The organism is Pseudomonas sp. NS1(2017) (assembly GCF_002269425.1).
In the GTDB taxonomy this organism is placed as follows: Bacteria; Pseudomonadota; Gammaproteobacteria; order Pseudomonadales; family Pseudomonadaceae; genus Aquipseudomonas; species Aquipseudomonas reactans.
In genome coordinates, this window is record NZ_CP022960.1 from 2,605,868 (window position 1) to 2,623,425 (window position 17,558).

General features: G+C 59.8%; 15 protein-coding genes. All 15 read left to right on the top strand.

Translation table 11 applies throughout. From position 1 onward, the window contains the following. Window positions 1-8: 8 nt before the first annotated feature. The 15 genes from CI807_RS12355 (at window position 9) to CI807_RS12425 (ending at window position 17,555) form a co-directional block, all read left to right on the top strand. Window positions 9-2,603 carry an outer membrane usher protein gene (locus CI807_RS12355; protein WP_157742019.1) on the top strand — a complete coding sequence of 865 codons (2,595 nt, stop codon included), beginning with the start codon at window positions 9-11 and terminating at the stop codon, window positions 2,601-2,603. Further along, the gene (locus tag CI807_RS12360; protein ID WP_095014854.1) at window positions 2,600-3,358 is read left to right on the top strand and encodes a fimbria/pilus periplasmic chaperone; all 759 of its coding nucleotides are present in this window, start codon (window positions 2,600-2,602) and stop codon (window positions 3,356-3,358) included. The genes CI807_RS12355 and CI807_RS12360 overlap by 4 nt, the downstream gene beginning before the upstream one ends. 21 nt (window positions 3,359-3,379) lie before the next feature. After that, on the top strand, window positions 3,380-3,952 hold the full coding sequence (locus tag CI807_RS12365; protein ID WP_095014855.1) for a fimbrial protein: 573 nt from the start codon (window positions 3,380-3,382) through the stop codon (window positions 3,950-3,952). A gap of 10 nt (window positions 3,953-3,962) precedes the next feature. Beyond that, window positions 3,963-4,448: a fimbrial protein gene (locus CI807_RS12370; RefSeq protein ID WP_095014856.1), complete on the top strand. Its 486-nt coding sequence runs from the start codon at window positions 3,963-3,965 to the stop codon at window positions 4,446-4,448. 13 nt (window positions 4,449-4,461) lie between these two features. Continuing rightward, window positions 4,462-4,941 (top strand): fimbrial protein, encoded by a 480-nt coding sequence (locus CI807_RS12375; protein ID WP_095014857.1) that lies wholly within the window; start codon window positions 4,462-4,464, stop codon window positions 4,939-4,941. An 11-nt stretch (window positions 4,942-4,952) separates the two neighbouring features. Continuing rightward, window positions 4,953-5,501, top strand: coding sequence for a fimbrial protein (locus CI807_RS12380; protein ID WP_095014858.1), 549 nt, complete (start codon window positions 4,953-4,955; stop codon window positions 5,499-5,501). Between the two features lie 80 nt (window positions 5,502-5,581). Then, window positions 5,582-6,547, top strand: coding sequence for a fimbrial protein (locus CI807_RS12385; RefSeq protein WP_095014859.1), 966 nt, complete (start codon window positions 5,582-5,584; stop codon window positions 6,545-6,547). 183 nt (window positions 6,548-6,730) lie between these two features. Continuing rightward, window positions 6,731-6,991: a hypothetical protein gene (locus tag CI807_RS12390; RefSeq protein WP_095014860.1), complete on the top strand. Its 261-nt coding sequence runs from the start codon at window positions 6,731-6,733 to the stop codon at window positions 6,989-6,991. Window positions 6,992-7,394: 403 nt separating this feature from the next. Next, complete coding sequence (locus CI807_RS12395) at window positions 7,395-7,892, top strand: CS1 type fimbrial major subunit (RefSeq protein ID WP_095014861.1); 498 nt, start codon at window positions 7,395-7,397, stop codon at window positions 7,890-7,892. Window positions 7,893-8,003: 111 nt separating this feature from the next. Further along, complete coding sequence (locus tag CI807_RS12400; protein ID WP_095014862.1) at window positions 8,004-10,523, top strand: TcfC E-set like domain-containing protein; 2,520 nt, start codon at window positions 8,004-8,006, stop codon at window positions 10,521-10,523. 19 nt (window positions 10,524-10,542) lie between these two features. Then, entirely contained in the window at window positions 10,543-11,766 is a 1,224-nt protein-coding gene (locus tag CI807_RS12405; RefSeq protein ID WP_095014863.1) for a hypothetical protein, read from the top strand. A gap of 14 nt (window positions 11,767-11,780) precedes the next feature. Further along, entirely contained in the window at window positions 11,781-12,521 is a 741-nt protein-coding gene (locus CI807_RS12410; RefSeq protein ID WP_095014864.1) for a pilus assembly protein, read from the top strand. Then, window positions 12,518-13,024, top strand: a complete 507-nt coding sequence (locus tag CI807_RS12415; RefSeq protein WP_095014865.1) for a CS1 type fimbrial major subunit — start codon at window positions 12,518-12,520, stop codon at window positions 13,022-13,024. Before CI807_RS12410 ends, CI807_RS12415 begins: the two co-directional genes overlap by 4 nt. 150 nt (window positions 13,025-13,174) lie before the next feature. Then, on the top strand, window positions 13,175-13,375 hold the full coding sequence (locus CI807_RS12420) for a hypothetical protein (RefSeq protein WP_177409575.1): 201 nt from the start codon (window positions 13,175-13,177) through the stop codon (window positions 13,373-13,375). A gap of 94 nt (window positions 13,376-13,469) precedes the next feature. Then, window positions 13,470-17,555: a dermonecrotic toxin domain-containing protein gene (locus tag CI807_RS12425; protein WP_095014866.1), complete on the top strand. Its 4,086-nt coding sequence runs from the start codon at window positions 13,470-13,472 to the stop codon at window positions 17,553-17,555. Window positions 17,556-17,558: the final 3 nt, after the last annotated feature.

A 17,558-nucleotide genomic window follows, 5' to 3' on the forward strand; every position in this document is an offset into this window, starting at 1 on the left:
TTGCTTTCATGTTGAATGCGTCGAAAATTAAAAAAGCGTTCCGTCCGGGTCTGCTTGTGGGTGGATTGGTGTCCTTGGCAGGAACTGCCTGGGGTGCAGGTGATATCGAGTTTAATACCGACGTTCTTGATCTCAGTGATCGCACTAATATTGACTTGTCTCAGTTTGCGCGCAGCGGGTTTATTCTGCCGGGCACTTACTCAATGGTTGTGCAAATCAATAACCAGCCGATTGCCGAGCAATCGGTGGCGTTCTATCCCCCCGATAATGATCCCAAAGGAAGTCAGGCCTGTTTATCCCAAGGGCTTGTGGAACAACTGGGCCTCAAAGAGTCCGGTGCTGCCAAGCTCACGTGGTGGAAAGGCGGGGAGTGTCTTGATATTCAAGGATTGCCAGGCATGGAAGTCAGCGGCGATCTGGCGACTTCCACGCTGAACATCAGCCTCCCCCAAGCCTACCTTGAATACAGCGCCATCAACTGGGACCCACCCTCGCGTTGGGATGATGGGGTTCCGGGTTTGTTGGTTGACTACAACATGACGGCGCAGTCGAGTTACCAAAGGAGTGATGGCACCCGCAATAACGTCAGCGGTAACGGTACCGTGGGGGCGAATGCCGGGGCTTGGCGCCTGAGGGCCGATTGGCAGGGGCGTGTCGACCAGGATCGCGATCAGCCGTCCCGGCGTTCGACGCTGGAGTGGAGCCGTTACTACGCTTACCGCGCCATTCCTGCGCTGAAAGCCCGCTTGGTGGTGGGCGAAAACTACCTGTATTCGGACCTGTTTGACAGCTTCCGTTTTACCGGTGCCGCCCTCAATTCGGACGAAAGCCAGTTGCCGCCCAACTTGCGCGGTTACGCGCCGGAAGTGGTCGGGGTGGCCAAAACCAACGCAAGGGTCATCATCAGTCAGCAGGGCCGGGTGCTCTATGAAACGCTGGTCGCGGCCGGGCCGTTTCGTATCCAGGACCTTAACGACGCCGTCACCGGCAGGCTGGATGTGCGGGTCGAAGAGCAGGACGGCACGGTACACACCTCCCAGGTCGATACCGCAGGCGTTCCCTACCTGACGCGTCCAGGGCAAGTCCGTTACAAACTGGCGACGGGACGGCCGTCCAACCTCCAGTACGGCGCGGATGGCGACTTCTTCGGCAGTGGCGAGTTTTCGTGGGGCGTCAGCAATGGTTGGTCGCTGTTTGGCGGCGGTATCACCGATAACAACTACCGTGCGTTGACGGCCGGTGTTGGTCGTGACCTGTTGGCGTTTGGTGCGGTGTCGCTCGATGCCACTCAGTCCCGTGCAACGGTGTGGAACGAGGCGCTCTCGGGCAAGTCCTACCGCCTTCAATACTCCAAGCACTTTGAAGAGTACGACAGCCAAGTCACGTTTGCCGGTTACCGGTTTTCCGAGAAGAACTACTTGAGCATGAGCGAATACCTCGATGCTCGCCATTACGGGCGCAACGGTGAACTCGCCGGGCCCGACGTGAACGGATCCTGGAAACCGATCGGCGGCAGCAAGGCCCTGTATACCGCGACGGTCAACAAGCAATTTCGTGACCTGAGCACCACCGTTTACGCCAGCTACAACAAGCAGACGTATTGGGAACGGCCAGCCACTCAACGCTGGAACCTATCGGCGTCACGCTACTTCAATGTGGGCACCGTGAAGAACCTGAGCTTGTCCCTGAACCTGTACCGCACGCTGGATTACAACTACAAGGACAACGGCATGGCGCTGACAGTCAGCCTGCCATTGGGCCGCACCGGCACGCTGTCGATGGACGCTAACAGAGGCGCAGGTAAAAACCGTTTTTCAACGCGCTACAGCGATCGCCTCGATGAACGCAATAGCTACCAACTCAGCGCCGGCAATAAGTCCGCCAGTGGTTACCTGAGTCATATCGGCGACTACGCCGACATCGACCTCGCCGTCAGCCAACAAGAAGGTAATTACACCAGCCTCAGTGCATCGGCTCGCGGTGGCGGCACGCTCACGCCTTACGGTGGAGCGCTGCATCGAACCAACAGTACTGGCGGCACCCGCCTGATGGTGGACACAGGCGGTGTGTCTGATGTGCCTGTGCGCGGTTACGGCACGCCGACGCGCAGCAACGTTTTCGGCAAGGCGGTGATTTCCGATATCGGCAGTTACCAGCGTACGGCGGCCAGTGTCGACCTGGATAGTTTGCCGAGCAACGTCGAAGCCACGCAATCCGTCACGCAACTGACCCTCACCGAAGGGGCCATTGGATATCGCTCCCTGGACGTGATTGCTGGTGAGAAGGCCATGGCGGTGCTGCGCCTGCCGGATGGCAGTTCACCGCCCTTCGGCGCGGTGGTGAAAAACACAAAACAGCAAGACACCGGGATTGTGAATGACGGCGGACAGGTTTACCTGAGCGGCATTCAGGCGGGCGAAGCAATGACCGTGAGTTGGGGAGGAAGCGAGCGATGCACCCTCACGCTGCCCGTCGTTTTGCCGGCTGACGCCTTGACCGATGCCCTGCAACTGGGCTGCCGCCTGGCCGCCACTGATCAATCTGCACCCGAGCCAGCCTCGCTGACCGGGAAGCCTACCGACACGGAGAACACATCCTCATGAAGCTCAATATTCACCTCTCACTCCAGGCTCTTGTGCTGCTGGCCCTCGGCTTGAGCCAGGGCGCCCACGCCGCTGTCGGCCTGGACCGTACCCGTGTGATTTTTGATGGTGGCAAAGATGCCACCAGCGTGAACATCACCAATAACAACACCCAATTACCGTATCTGGCCCAGGGCTGGATCGAGGATGAATCAGGCAAGAAAATCACCTCGCCCTTGATCGTGCTGCCACCGGTTCAACGCCTGGAGCCCGGGAAGCAGAGCCAACTGAAAGTGCAGGCGTTGCCGGCGGCCAAGTCGTTGCCGCAGGACCGCGAGACGGTCTTCTACTTCAACCTGAGGGAAATTCCGCCGCGCAGCGACAAGGCCAACACCCTGCAAATTGCGCTGCAAACCCGGATCAAGTTGTTCTACAGACCACAAGCCATCACGCCGAGCCAGCAAGATTTGTCGAACCCTTGGCAGCAAAAGCTGACCCTGACCCTCGCCGGCGAGCGTTATCAGGTGAACAACCCGACGCCTTACTACGTGACCCTGGTGGATGCGCGCAGCAGCAAAGACGGCAAAACCGTGCCGGGCTTCGAGCCGCTGATGGTCCCGCCCAAAGGCGTATTGACCCTGGGGCCAACGGCCAAGGAACTCGGCACCACCCCTCACCTGGCCTACGTGAATGATTACGGTGGACGCCCGCTGTTGGCTTTCACCTGCACCGGCAGCGCTTGCACCGTGAGTGCACAAGTCTCGCCTGATAAGTAGCCCCTGCTGCTGGAGAACGTCATGAAGTTGCAGATTGTGAAGGGCTTGGGTGGCCTGTTACTGGCCATTGTCGGGCCAGCGCACGCTGAGGATGTCGAGGGCATGAATGGGCGGTTGAACGTTACCGGGTCGATGCATGAAACCCCGTGCAGCCTGGAAATGACTTCGCTGCACCAAACGATCGACCTGGGCGTGGTGTCGGCCAGCCAGCTGCAACGGCCCGGTGATCAGGCAAAACCGGTGGCGTTTCAACTGCGCTTCACCGATTGCCAGCGCACGGCCGGCAGCATCCGCAGTGAGCGTACGGGGAGACTGACTTGGAGTGCCTTTCAACCGGTGTTGTCGGTGGCGTTTTTCGCGCCCGCCGATGACGAGGATTCACGCCTGGTCAAAGTGCAAGGCGTGACCGGGATGGGCCTGCAATTGACCGATGCACTGGGGCGGGATGTACAGCTGGGTTCAAGGGGTGAACCGTTGTTCTTGCCGCTGGGCAGCAACACCCAGACCTGGCTTGTACAGCCCACACGCACCGCCGCCGCGTTGACCAGCGGCGCCTATCGGGCCGTGGTGGATTTCAGGCTCAACTATGAGTAAGGGCAGAACGATGGCTAAGTTAACCCTGCTGTTCGGTGGCGGCCTGCTGTGGGTTGTCAGCCAAGGTGTGCAGGCCAACAACACCAATTTGACTATCCGTGCGGTCATCATCGCGCCGCCACCGTGCGTCATCAACAGCGGCACGACCCTCGATGTGCCGTTTGGCAATGACTTGCTGACGTCGCGGGTCGACGGGGTGAATTACCGCCGTGGCGTGCCCTATACCGTCATCTGTGATTCACCTTTCAGCAACGCCTTGACCCTGGAACTCAAGGGCACAGGGGCTGCGTTTGATAACCGCGTGCTCGTGACCCGCAAGCCGGACCTTGGCGTAAAGCTATTCGTGAACGGCGCCGACTGGCCGCTCAATACCGCCGTGAATTTTACCTATCCCAACTTTCCGGTGGTGCAGGCGGTACCCGTCAAGCGCGCGGGCAGCACACTGACGGGAGGGGCCTTTGATGCGACCGCCACCCTGGTGGTCGACTATCAATGAAGAGGAATGATCAATGACCTTTTGGCAGCCACGAGCGTTGCTCGCATTGTGCTCCATCGGCCTGTGCAGTGCAGCGTCGGCCAACCTGACCTTCAGTGGCACGCTGAACGAGCCACCGCCTTGCACCATTGACGCCGGCAACACGATTGAAGTGGATTTTGGCGATGTCGGGGTCAAGCGCGTTGACGGTGTGAAATACCGCAAGGGGCTCGCCTACACCATCAGTTGCGGCCCGGCCACGCTGCCGTGGGAACTGAAGCTGAGCGTAAACGGCACACCAACGCCGTATGACGCCTCAGCGGTGCAGACCAATGTGCCTGCGTTGGGCATCCGGGTGTATCAGAACAACGTGCCGTTTCCACTTAATACGCGCTTGGACATATCCCTGCCATCACCGCCGGTATTGGAAGTGGTGCCCGTCAAACAGCCCGGCGCAACGCTGGCCCCCGCCAGGTTTGCAGCGGTGGCCACGTTGTTGGCCGAATACGAGTAGGAGCTGAGTCGATGCGACATGAAAGCGTTTACAAGACTTGGTCATGTGCCGGGCTGGCGTTACTGCTGGCCGGGGGCCTGATGCCCAGTGCGTATGCGGCGGACAACCTGAGCCTCAAGGGCAACCTGGTTGAAGAGGCTTGCACGATTCGGCCGGGTGACGAGGCCATCACGTTGGAACTCTGGGACGTGACCAGCAAGCACCTCTACATCAACACGCGCACGCAGGGTAAGGGTTTCAAGGTGCACCTGGAGGACTGCGACACCACGATTGGCAACACGGTCACCATCCAGTTCGGTGGCAGGGAAAACCCCGCTCTACCGGGGCTGTTCGCGCTGGATGGTGGCAGTGGCGCCTCGGGGATCGGGGTCGGCTTGGAGACGCCAAGCAACAAGCCATTGCCCCTCAATAGCGTCAGCGATGCACAGGTGTTGAGCAATGGCAGCAACGTGATTGAGCTCAAGGCCTATGTGCAGGGTGAGCCGCAAGCCATCAGTGATCAGACCATCGGGCACGGCACCTATACGGTGACCTCCACGTTTACGCTGGATTATCCGTAAGCGCCTCAAACAAACCTCCACTCTCGCCTGGGCGGCTGTTCGCTACGCACGCCTGGGTAGAGGAGCAATGAGAGATTAAAATGAAACGACTGTATGGCGTCATGACGCTGCTCGTCCTGATTGGTTTTACTGCAACCGCGAACGCAGCCACATGCCGAGTGAATGGTGGGCCGTGGGAGCCGATATTCGGGGAGCTTCCCCTACAAGTTCCCGTGACCGTTACCCTGGCCGCGGATCGTACGCGGATCATGCTGGAAGGCGCACGGCTTGAGTGCGGGTTTTCCAGAGGCTCGCAAAGCCCATCTTCGCGGCAGGATTTCTGGTCAACGGGCAGTTCGGCGGGCACCCCCTGGGTACCTGGCATCAAGTTCAGCAACCAAGGGGCCGGTTTGCGAATCGGTGGAGGGCACTACAATATTCCCATTGCGAATGGCATACGGGTCGCCACGCTGCCTGATGACATGAGAGGTTATCCAATCGATGTTACGCCCTACATTCTGGTGCGTAACAATCCGTCGAACCCAATCGATGTTCGAGCAGGGGATACGCTAGGAGTCCTGCGCCTCACCCAAACGAACAACTACAACGGAGATTCGACGAGGATCTCGGTAACGTATACCGCTGCCAACAACTTTACCGTCTCCCCCTCTGCCTGCACGATCAACAATAACAACCCAATCGAGATCAATTTCGGCAACGTACACCAGCGCGGAATTGGCACGGACCCGCTGACAACGACCATTCGCAAGGACCAAAGGCTGACGTACACCTGCCCGGACCCCGGGATTACCACGCCGATTACCATCACCTACCAAGGCAGTCGCTCCTCGTTCGACAACCGCCTGTTGATGATGACCAATCCGGACGTGGGCACCTCCATGCTGCGTGCGGGTTCTGCGGTACAAGTCGGCAGTTCATTCCTGACCCGCATTGATAACAGCGTGGGTGGCGACGATGTGACGTTTACCCTGGTTCGACGAGCGGGATCCCTGCCTACCGCCGGGCCCATAAGCGGTAGCGGCGTACTCATCATGGGGGTGCCATGACCCGGCCTAGACTCAGTCCTCTGGACTGCGTCTCCAGTTACAACACCAAAGGCATGAGCAACGCCGGCAGATCCAGGATTTCGAAGTTCAACTTTTTCGCCAATCAAGTCATCCGTAAAGACTAGGCAGCACAGGGCGCGCACAAGTGGGTGGCCCATATGGGGCGTGCCCACGCCGACGTGTATGAAGGGATTCCAGGGCTGGCCTGGCGCGGAACTCGGCTCGTCCCATCATCTGAGGGCGATACGCACCGACTTCACCCTGGGGGTCGACGTCCTTGGTACACGCCCGCCCACAGCGTTTGCGCCAATAGACCGAACACGCCTCAAAAAAGCCGGCCATTATCTGGTTGATCGCTGGCCTCACCTGAAAGACAAACACTTCATCGCGTTTGAAGAGCTGCTCATCGTCCTGGGTACGGCGGGCCTGACGCGCATCGGGTAGGTCCTTTTCCAGGACTGCCTGCAACCGTTTTCCTCCCTGCCTGCGGCTTTAGGGGCGGGGTGGAAAAGGCATCGTCCTACCGCAATCACGTCCTCAATGACGACGGCCTCAACAGGTTAGTTAGGTAGACTGAACTAACTGTACTGTTTTTATTGAATGATCTGTGTGTCATTCAAATCTGACAGCCATAGTTATTGATATCGTATTTATTATATTTATTCCTCCAGAATGATGGCCTATTGACCTGCATGTTTCTCGGATTCGGACTGCTTACTTTTAATTGGAAATTATCGAGACTTTGTCGGCGTTGAAAGTTCGCTCAATCGCTGAATTTCACGCCTGCGTTAGAGCCACGCTGTGGTTTTAACCAACTTTATTTCAATTGAGAAACAGGTATTCCAGCATGATCAAGAAGTTTGCCGTTCTGCTCCCGCTCGCTGTCGCCGTCCTGGGTTCTTCGGCCGCCATGGCCGTTGACGATGCCAGCACCACCATCAACATCAAGGCCGACATTCCTACCAAGCAGTTCCATGCTCAGCCGCGAGACCCCAACTTCGGTCGGGACGAAGTCCTGAACTACAACCCGGTCAGCGGCGAGTTGAGTTCGCTGCGTGCCACCTTCGATGTGAAAAACACCGACGGTTCGGTGCATGCCTACATCGAAGGCGGCCCGACCGCGGCTGCGCTGTACAACGGCAGTGACAGCATCGCGCTGACCAATACCTTCAACGGCATCGTCCTGACCGGCACGCCGCAGGAAGTGGTGGATGATCCCCAGTCCACCCCTGGCACCCAGGCTGACTTGGTCATCACCCCAGCCAAGCCGGCTGACACGCAGAACGGCCTGTACACCGGCAGCTACGCAGTGGTCTTCGACGCCGTGCCACGCACTACCCCGTGAGTCACCGTCATGAATAAGGCCTGGCCTTATTGATAACGCCACCGGCTGCATGCCTTCAATGTGCAGTCGGTTTTCCAGATGGTCTGCCGTTAGCCAAAGAGTATTAAGTTCATGTTCCCGATGAGACCCATCGCGGCGGCGCTGGCCTTGCTTGCGTGTTCGGCTGCCTTGGCTGCGACCGATAACAGCACGACGCCGCGCAGTTTGCTGGCCCAGGCAAAAGGTTTGCCGAGCGATTTCGAAGAGCATTTTTTTGATGTACCCCTGGCTGTGCGAGTTGAGCGCGATCAAGTATTCATGGGCGAAGCGATGGTCGTGCTGACACGGGACGACCGCATTACTCTGCTGAGCTTCACCGATATCGCCGACAGTAATATCAAGTCGAGTGAGCGCGATATCTGGAGCACCTATTTGCAACAAGGCGTCGCCCTGGGCAGTTGCACGCAACAGTGCCCGGAGAAGATGTTGGCGGTGCATTACAACCTGGAAAAATCGCTGGTCTCCATCCTCACGGAGAACGCCGAGCATGGCACTGATCACCAGCGCTATTACCACCAGCCCGAAGAAGGCAGCACAGGGCTGATCGTCAGTAACCAGTTGAACCTCAACGGTGGTCAGGACCAAGAGCTTGGCGGTCGTTTCGGCATTGAAGCCAGCAGCAGCCTGGGTAACTGGAGCCAAGTGCTCAACCTGCAACTGGCACGCCTCGGCGGGCCCGACACCAAGTTGTATCACGCGCTGTATTCGCTGTATGCCCAGCGTGAATACGAAGGCAAGTTCCTGCGCCTGGGGTATTTCACGCCCACCTCCGAAGGGCTTAACCGCCAGCCGCGCTCGTTTGGCGTAGCGCCGGATATCGCCGTCGGCGTGATGGTCGGCAGTTCCGACAGCCTGGTCGTCAACAACCCCAAGCCCAGCGTCTACCCGATCTACATCACCGCCAACCGCCAGGGTTCGGTGGAGATTTACCGTGACGGCCTGCTGATCAATACCCAGGCGGTCCCCGCCGGTTTGCAGAGCCTGGATACGCGCCCCCTGCCGGGTGGCATCTATGAAGTGGAAGTGCGGCTGGTCGAAGACGGCCAGGTCACGGCCACCACCCAGGAATTGGTGTACAAGCCCAATAACTGGCGCAACCACGATGAGCGTTGGCGCTACAACCTGTTTGCCGGTCGCGAGAGCACCCTGCTCAATAACTGGGAGCAACGCGACAAGGGCGACATGACCGCCGGCGCGTCGGTCAATTACCTGCTGCATCCACGCGTGATCGTCGGGCTGTCCGGTCGCCAGGTACAGGGCCGGATGCAATACGGCACCTCGGTCGACTGGTCGTTGGCTAACTACGCGAACGTTTACGCCAACGTCTACCAGACCCAGGAACACGGCACCGGCATGGACGTGCAAGGCCTCTACAATTATGGCCCTGGCAGTGTGGTGGTCAGCCACAACCGCAGTTGGCTGGACACCCGCAGAACCTACGAAACCCTGCCCGACGGCACGCGCCTGCGCACCCGGCAAACCTTTGTCGGCCAGACCAGCACCTCGTCGCTGTCGATCAACCATCGCCTGCTTAACCAGAATGCCCTCAACGCGCGCTTGTCCCACAGCACCGGCAACCTCGAAGGCGTGGGCCTGGACCTGGGGTGGAGCAAGCACGGCACGTTGTTCGGCAGTGACGCCAACTGGCGCCTGTCGTTGTTCGACCGCCCGGCCAGCAACAGCACCGGCGATAAGCGTAACCGTGGCGTTGACCTGACCCTCAACCTGGCCCTCGGCGGGCCCGGCGAGCAGTGGTCGGGCAGCATCGGTTCGCGCACCGCTCGGGACGGCAAGCGCGACAACAATGCCTCGCTCAACTACCGCAAAAGCCTCACCGGTCACGTCCTGCAGAATGTCTCGGGCACTGTGCTCACCGACACCTACGGCGTCGGCCTGGCCGGCATGACCAACTTCCAGACCGACATCATCGCCGGCGATGCCTTCGCCCAACGTTCGTCTTTCAATGGCAACCTCACCGGCGGCCTGAACCTCAACAGCACCTTTGCCGTTGGTGGCCAAAAAATCGCCCTGACCAGCCAGTACCACGGCAATGGCGCGGGCATGATCGTCGATGTGGAAACCGATCTGGACGACATCACACTGCGCGCCGATGACTTGAGCGGTAGCAGCACCGCCCTGCGGCCGGGGCGTAACTTCGTGCCGCTCACCGCCTACAAATCCGGCTCGGTTGCGTTCGACTTCGAAGGCAACCACCCGCCGTCGGCGAATATCCAGCCTCCGCGCAGCGCCTATCACATGAACAAGGGCGGGGTGGACTACCGCAAGATCAGCGTGATGAGAACCGTCTCCGTACTCGGTCGCCTGCTTGACGCCCAGGGCCGCCCGCTCAAGGGGCATCACATCATCAATCACGCCAGCCGAGGGGTCAGCGAAGTGGACGGTTTCTTTTCCCTGGAAATGAACGCTGGCGCGCCGACACTGGAAGTGCGTCATGGCAACCAGTTGCTCTGCCAGTTCCGTCTCGACCCGAGCAAGGTTCGCAAAGAAAACGATGTGTTGATGATCGGTGACCTGCGCTGCACGCCGGACAGCTTGGCTGATGCTTCATCCACTCCGCAGAAATCTGGCTGACGCCTACAGGATTCAAACCATGAACTTCAACATATATTTACCTGTGTGGCTGTTGGCAGTGGGCGCCACGTCGCCGGCGATGGCCTTGAACCAGGACATCACAGCGGTCTTTCGGCCGGACCCCACCCAAGTACAGAACAATAAGTTCGTCAACACCACGCCGGTCAGTGGGTACTGCGCAACCTACCCCAACCAATGCGTGGGGACCTTCAGCATTCGGTTGCCGCTGACGTTCGAGTCGGTACGGCCCATGACGCCCAATGCCGAACCGCGTAACAACGCAATGATCTCGGTGCCCGCCCAGTGGCGAAGCCTGGTGGTGACGCATGCGCAAAACGGGGAAACCGAGCAGGTGGAGATACGTATTGCAGGCATCGGCTCGCAGTATTGGCTCAGCGACACGGCGCAAAACCTGACAGGCGCCTCGAATGCGCTTGGAGGGCACTGGGCCTTGTGGAACTCGACGTGGGTTTACAGCCCTGCGCCCTGCGGATACAGCGGCGTTGGGGCCTTTACACCCAGCTCCTACCAGTTTTTCTGGAGAACCCCTGTGCCGGGAGCGTGTGTCAAGTTCGCCCAATTTCCGATTCCGACCATGGGTTACGCCTATCTGGATTTCGCCTACGAACTGCGCACACCCAATCCTTTGGGCATGGCCGCCGGTACCTACAGCGGCAACCTGACGTACCGGGTGGGGCCGGGCGGTGACTTTGACATGGGCGATATGTTGCTGCCCAGCGACAGCGAGATCAGCCTGAGTTTCGTGCTGGAGGTGGATCACATCCTAAAAGTCGAGGTGCCGCCCGGTGGCTATCAGGTTGAGCTGGTGCCCCAGGGGGGGTGGCAAGGCTGGTTGCAGCAGGGGCGTAAACCCTCGCGGTTGTTCAAGGACCAAACCTTCAACCTCTATGCCTCGTCACGTTTCAAGATGCAGTTGGAATGCGAGCGCGTGATAGGAGACACCTGCGCGTTGCGCAATACCGCCAATGGCCATGAGGTGCCGGTGGATATCCGCGTGAGTCTGCCCCATGGCCTCAACAACCCCGACGGCTCGGCCGTCAACCGTCAGGCGCTGCTGCTGAGTGGAGCGGGTACGCAACTGTTTCAACCCGTGATGTACGTAGACCGCAAGCCCGGCACCTTGCATTTCGAAGTCAAGCAAGACGCGGTGGCCGAGATGCTGGACCAGGCTGCCGGCACTTATTCGGGCGCTGTCACGGTTATTTGGGATTCGGAAGTTTAATGAGGTATCAAACGATGAAAACGCTAGTTTTATTCATGAGCCTGTGGCTGATGTCGCACAGTGCCCACGCAGGGCCGAACATCAACGTGGGGGTGGTATACGACTACCTCGATGGCTCCAAGAGTTCCTACCTCAAACGAATCTTCAATGGCGGCACCAGCACGGCCTTTGTCAAAGTCGAGATCCTTGAAATTATCTACGACGCCAATGGTGCGCCTCGCGAAGTGCCGCTCCAGCCCCAGGCGGGTGCCACTGCCCGCAATGGCTTGATGGCCAGCCCCGCGCGGCTGATCGTGCCGGCCAATGGCATGCAGGGCACGCGTCTGCTGTACATGGGGGAGCGAACGAGCGAGCGCTATTTTCGCGTGCGTTACATCCCCGTGGTGCCGGAAAAAGAAGATGCCTTTGCTGTGTCCGAAGAAGAGCGTGAGCAATATCAGCAGAGCCTGGCGGCCGGGGTCAGTGTCCTGGCCGGCTACGGCACGGTGTTTTTCGTACGGCCCACCGACACCCGCTACGACACGCGCATTGACAACGGTGCCAGCCGCTATGAGGTACGTAACAACGGCAACAGTGTGATCGTGGTCGACGAGTTCAAGAACTGCGTGGCTGGCAAACCGAATGACTGCCATCCGACCACCAAGAACCATGTGTTGCCGGGGCGGGCTTTTGTCTTCGAGAAGGAAGCGGGGCGCCAATACACCTTTAAGTTGCTGGAAGGCGACAAGCAACAGAATCAAGAGGTGAAAGGATGAACCGTTGCGCGTTGCGCAGGTGCCGTCACCCGCTGTTGGCGCTGACGACATTGGGGGTATTCACCCTGATTAGCTTCATCGCTGTGGCGGCACGGGAAGAGGCGGTGTTCCAGGTCTCGGTGAAGGTGCCCACCAGTGATTTTTATGTCTTGCCGGTTAACCCAGGTTTTTTGGAACGGGAGCAAGTCATGCACTGGAACCCAGTGAGCGAAACCCTGGCGCCGTTGCGTGAGCATTTCGACGTCAAAAACGTCCTGGGCGCGGTGGATGCCTACCTCGCCTATGAGCCGGTGCTGTCCAACGGTGCCGACACGATTGCGCTCAAAGTCATCTTCAACCAACAAGAGTTGGGGTTGAGCGCCCAGCGGGTGGTGGAGGAGGGGGAGGCGCGAAATGGCAAGCGCGTCCTTCTGGAGATAGCTGCCCGCGCGCCTGAGGACGGTTATCTCCCAGGCCAATATTTTGGCAACGTGCAAATCATTTTCGATGCGTTGCGCCCATGAGCGGAGTACAGCGTTTGAGTTCCTCAAGAGTGAGCAGGTTGATGCAGCTCAAAGGCTTCGTCCTGGCCGGTGGGTTGTGGTTGGGTCTTTCCAGCACCACCACGGCAGCCACTGTGGATATCCTCGCTGCCCTACGGCATCGTCGACGCGGTGGGCCAGCCTATCGATCGACGGCCCCTGCGCCTGGACGGCACGGGCACACACTTGCTGTTGTCGACGCACTTTGTGAACCGCAAACCGGGCACCCTGCATTTCGAAGTCACGCGTGATGACGTCGAAGGCATGCTGCAACCGGGCGTCGCCAGCACCTACGAGGGCAACGTCACGGTGATTTGGGATTCCGAGGTGTAACGGCCATACCCAAGTACCGCCAGCGGGCAGGGTAGCGGTACTAGTTTGCTTGACTGCGTGAGTCACCGACTCACCCATTCAAGGAGACAACTGAGTGACACAAGCCAACCCCCAGGCCGTGCAGCGCCAAGTGCACATCGACACCATCCAGACGTTGTTCGCCGACGCCCCGACACTTCGTGACGTGGCCCAGAACAGCGCCCAGGCTTATCTGGATGAGCTCTTCGCTCCGCGTAAACTGGTCGCCGAGCATCTGCATGTGCGCACACCGTTGACCGACCAGGCCACCCCGTACGCCTACCTGCCATTGACCGATGCCGTGGTGGCGCGGATGGTCAATCACGCAGCGACGATCTATGTACCGGGCCACCACGACGTGATGCAAAAAAACGGCGATAGCTATGAGCCAAGCGAGTTGACGCTCTTTGAGTGCGAGGCGCTGGTCAACGAGCGCGGTGCGCTACTGCTGATGTCTTACCAGGAGCAGGTACAGGCCCGGTGGCAAATCCGTTGGCAGCCGCTGGTGGACGCGTTGATGGACATCGTCAGCACCACGCCTGAGCCGCCCGGTATGAGCCGGTACAGCCGTGATACGTTCTGTTCGCTGTATTTCACCAACCCCGACGGTGGGTTGGCTGCCCGGTCCGGTCCTTTGCAGGTGTCTACGGTTCATGTCCGACGCCAGGGCGCGGCGGTCGACGATGCAGGCGAGGCCTTGCCCCTCTGGCTGCTCACGGCACCCTCGTCGAATGCGATGGCACTCTACAGTCCGGCCTCGGGTGTGCAGTTGCTCGACAGCCAGGAAGATATCGCGCCGCTGCTGGCGGATCACCTGAGCCCTGCGTCGCAAGCACCGGTAACGCAGTGGTTTGTGTGCGATTACCCGGGCCTGGCGCCTGAAGCGTTGGCAAGCTGTTACTGTGCCCGCCAGTTGAGTGAAATCGCTGCCATCAACCCGGCCGTGCGCAGAACGGCGCAACAGTACCAGGCGCTGCTCGACGCGATCACCGACACCCGTCGCTGGTTTGTGTCGCCGCTGTCTGCCTTCGGCCAGAGCGTGCACGAGGCCATGCCAGCGTGGTTGTTCAATGCACCGCCAGCGGATCGGTTGCAGTGCGCGCGTCTGCTGATCGATCAGGTACGGCAGTTGAACGAGGCGGCGGGCCAGCGCTTTTTCCCCGACATCCCTAGCCTGGCGGCGTTTGCCGAAACCGCCTTGCAAGCGTGCCTCGACAGTGAGCCGCGAGCGGCGCAGCTCAAGGTTGGGGCCATTCACCTAATATTCGGCCTGCCACATGCCGAGCCGTTGACGCTGAGCCTGGTCGACTGGGCGTTGGAGACCTTGGGCGGTTTCGCCGGTGTGCCCCGTGCGATCACGCTGAACGGCGCGCAGGCCCCGGCCTGGCTGAACTGGCAGGTGCTCGGCGGCTGGCGGGTGAAAGCCGATATTGCCACCGTGTTCGGCGCGATATTGAGGCAACAGTTCGCCAAGCGAGAAGGTCAAAAAGATTGGGACCTTGGCTTGGCCGGTGATCACATGTTGTCGCAACTGAAAATGCTCACGCTGGCCTGCAAGATCCAGGGCCTGTACGGGCTGACTCAGCACGGTTATCGCATGATCAGTGACCGTGCCGGGGGGCTGCGCGCCTCGGCACGTCTGCTGCCACTGATGCTCAAGGGAACAGAGGCGGGGCAGACGGGGACGGTGCAGAACATGTATGTGTTGCAGCCCCGTGAAGCGCAGCCGGGACCGTGCCTGCTGTACCGACCGTTGTTGCACCCGATGTTGCAGGAATTTGCCACGACGGCCGATTTGCTGGCGGCGATCAAGGTGCCTGGCACCCTGCGCGACAGTCTCGTGGCATGGCTGCCTGCGGGGCGTCGGTCGGTTTTCACGCCGCTCCTGAACAGCGCCTCTGAGGCTGCGTTAACGTTAGACGTGAGCGAAGACGTTGGGGAAGTCCAGTCCCTGCGCGAGACGTTCTACCTGGCCTTGGACACATTAGGAGACTGGCCCGAGTCGGGCGGTGATGCGTTGCGTTGGGCCACGTTCAAACCTGGCGATTGGTCACTGCCCAGTGGCATGATGCCGCTGGTTCAGGGTGTGGACACCTTGAGCGGATGGCTGGGGCTCCTCAGGTCCAATCTGCGAGGCACCCCCACCAGTGTCGATGTGCTGGGCAACCTGGCGTGGGTGTTGGCGCACCGGGACTCGCCCACCAATGTGCAGCTGCAAATGGACATGGCGCCCTTGATGTTTGCGACACCGCAGTTTGCCCAGACCCTACCGCAAATGACTCAAATTCCGGTGCCCGAGGCTTTCAGCCAACCGGCTAAATGGGGCACGGTGCACAGTGTCGAGGTTTTGGCTGTGCACGGGCGACAACGGGCGCGTTTGAATAGTGAAAAACTGCAGGCTTTGTACGATGACGCGGCCCGGGACCGCGGTGAAGCCCAGGCCCGGGAAATTGCCATGTCCCAGGTGTTGGACAACGTGGTCGACACCCTTACCGAGGCACAGGGCAGGCAGGTGCGCGAGCAATACTATAAGGTCCTGATGGACAAGCTACGGGCGCTTTCAATGCAATTGGAAACGCTCAAGCTCATGCGTGCCCTGGCGCCGCGTCAGGGTTATGAGGCGCAAGTCTGTGGGCTGCTGGAGGCGCTGGTGCCGACGGTCCGTACCCTCGCCAGTCTGAAAGAGCGCGTCATCGCGGCGTTCGACGTTCAGCAGGTCTCGTTACCCGATGGGCAGCTTGCGTCAGTGCAGGAAGACAAGCGTGAGCGTTTGGCAGCCTTCAAATCGATCATTACTTGGCGCGAGGAGGAATCCCGTTGCCTCGATGAGTTGAAAACGCTCATCGGCTGTGGTGCCGAAGCGGCCAAAGCCCTCACATTGGCCATTGTGCGTCCCTCGTTGCTGGCGTTGCGGGCGCAACATTTACGCCGGCTAGGGCGCGTAGTATGGCGCGCCAGCCTTACAGGCAACGCGGCGATGTTTGTCGGGATGCTTAGCAGTACGCTCCTGCGCGCCGGGTATGCGAGTCAGTCCCACGCAGATCTCAAGGACCTGCTGCCCTCCGAGCGGATCGAGGTGCTCGAAAGCGCGCTGCAAGTGTATGGCGAGAGCCTCGACCAGCTTGAGTTCTGTCGCGCCATGACGCCGCAGGCGTTTGATCTGGAGTACCTGGAAGAACTCCAGACGTTGACCCGCGAGCTGCACGACACGGCAGAAAAACACCTGCTGGAGGCTATGGCGCACGTTGCACCTGGGACCTTGGACGCAAGTGTGTCCGGACACAGTCTGCTGCGTGCCCGCAACGGCGATGTGTATGTGGCGCGTGTGATTGACGCGACGTACGAACACACTGCGCGCCTGGCCGAACTGCGCGATGTCTCTGGAGAGCTTATCGGCAGTTTAAAACAGGCTGCCGACGGCCTATGGGAACCACTGGAGGCAGCGGCAGAAGCGATCGCGTGTAACCCCAGCGGCACGCTGGTGGAAATGATCGAGCAAGGTAAGCAAACCATAGCCGGCGTCGAGCAGATGCTCGAAAAAACACAGAGGATGGTCCCCGCGGCCCAATGTGCGCATTCCCTGCAAGTCCTACTGGCAGTGCCCGCGGCGTATTTGCTGACGTGTGCCGAAGCGATGCGGCGCAAACTGGCGAGTGCGGTCAATGACCGTTGGCCCATCACGCGGCACCTTACCGCGCAACGTATCGAAGCGGATTGGCGAGCCGCTGCAGCGCGTTTATACGAACAAGGGGCTCAAGCGCGTATCGCGGTCATCAGGGCACATGCGCCTGCCCAGCGCGGTATAGAAGCGCTCCTGGCCGGTCATGAGGTACGAGTGTTGAAACAGTCGGGGCGTTTCCGGTTGGAGGACAGCGCCGATCACTATGTGCAGGTGTACCCCGTGCTGGATGTGCACAGTGGCCAGCCCAGTGGTTACATCCACCTGCGCTACGGGCACGCTGCCGGTCGGGATGACTTGTTCACCGACGCTTGTGTGAAAACCCCCGAGCAGCACCACGTGATCCGGCAAACCGAGCCACCGCTGTCGTTCAAGCGCTGGGCGCTCCCGGATGCGGCATCAGAGCTTGCCCGCCACCGTAGCCACATCAGTCGATTGTTTGCCTGTCGCTGGATCGCTGATGTCGGCGTTCTCTTGTCGTAGGCG

Bases quoted from the DNA above. Each gene is read 5' to 3' on its own strand.
- CI807_RS12360 (WP_095014854.1), top strand. From the start codon at position 2,600: ATGAAGCTCAATATTCACCTCTCACTCCAGGCTCTTGTGCTGCTGGCC.
- CI807_RS12385 (WP_095014859.1), top strand. From the start codon at position 5,582: ATGAAACGACTGTATGGCGTCATGACGCTGCTCGTCCTGATTGGTTTT.
- CI807_RS12375 (WP_095014857.1), top strand. From the start codon at position 4,462: ATGACCTTTTGGCAGCCACGAGCGTTGCTCGCATTGTGCTCCATCGGC.
- CI807_RS12415 (WP_095014865.1), top strand. From the start codon at position 12,518: ATGAACCGTTGCGCGTTGCGCAGGTGCCGTCACCCGCTGTTGGCGCTG.
- CI807_RS12370 (WP_095014856.1), top strand. From the start codon at position 3,963: ATGGCTAAGTTAACCCTGCTGTTCGGTGGCGGCCTGCTGTGGGTTGTC.
- CI807_RS12390 (WP_095014860.1), top strand. From the start codon at position 6,731: ATGAAGGGATTCCAGGGCTGGCCTGGCGCGGAACTCGGCTCGTCCCAT.
- CI807_RS12410 (WP_095014864.1), top strand. From the start codon at position 11,781: ATGAAAACGCTAGTTTTATTCATGAGCCTGTGGCTGATGTCGCACAGT.
- CI807_RS12380 (WP_095014858.1), top strand. From the start codon at position 4,953: ATGCGACATGAAAGCGTTTACAAGACTTGGTCATGTGCCGGGCTGGCG.
- CI807_RS12395 (WP_095014861.1), top strand. From the start codon at position 7,395: ATGATCAAGAAGTTTGCCGTTCTGCTCCCGCTCGCTGTCGCCGTCCTG.
- CI807_RS12365 (WP_095014855.1), top strand. From the start codon at position 3,380: ATGAAGTTGCAGATTGTGAAGGGCTTGGGTGGCCTGTTACTGGCCATT.
- CI807_RS12400 (WP_095014862.1), top strand. From the start codon at position 8,004: ATGTTCCCGATGAGACCCATCGCGGCGGCGCTGGCCTTGCTTGCGTGT.
- CI807_RS12355 (WP_157742019.1), top strand. From the start codon at position 9: ATGTTGAATGCGTCGAAAATTAAAAAAGCGTTCCGTCCGGGTCTGCTT.
- CI807_RS12405 (WP_095014863.1), top strand. From the start codon at position 10,543: ATGAACTTCAACATATATTTACCTGTGTGGCTGTTGGCAGTGGGCGCC.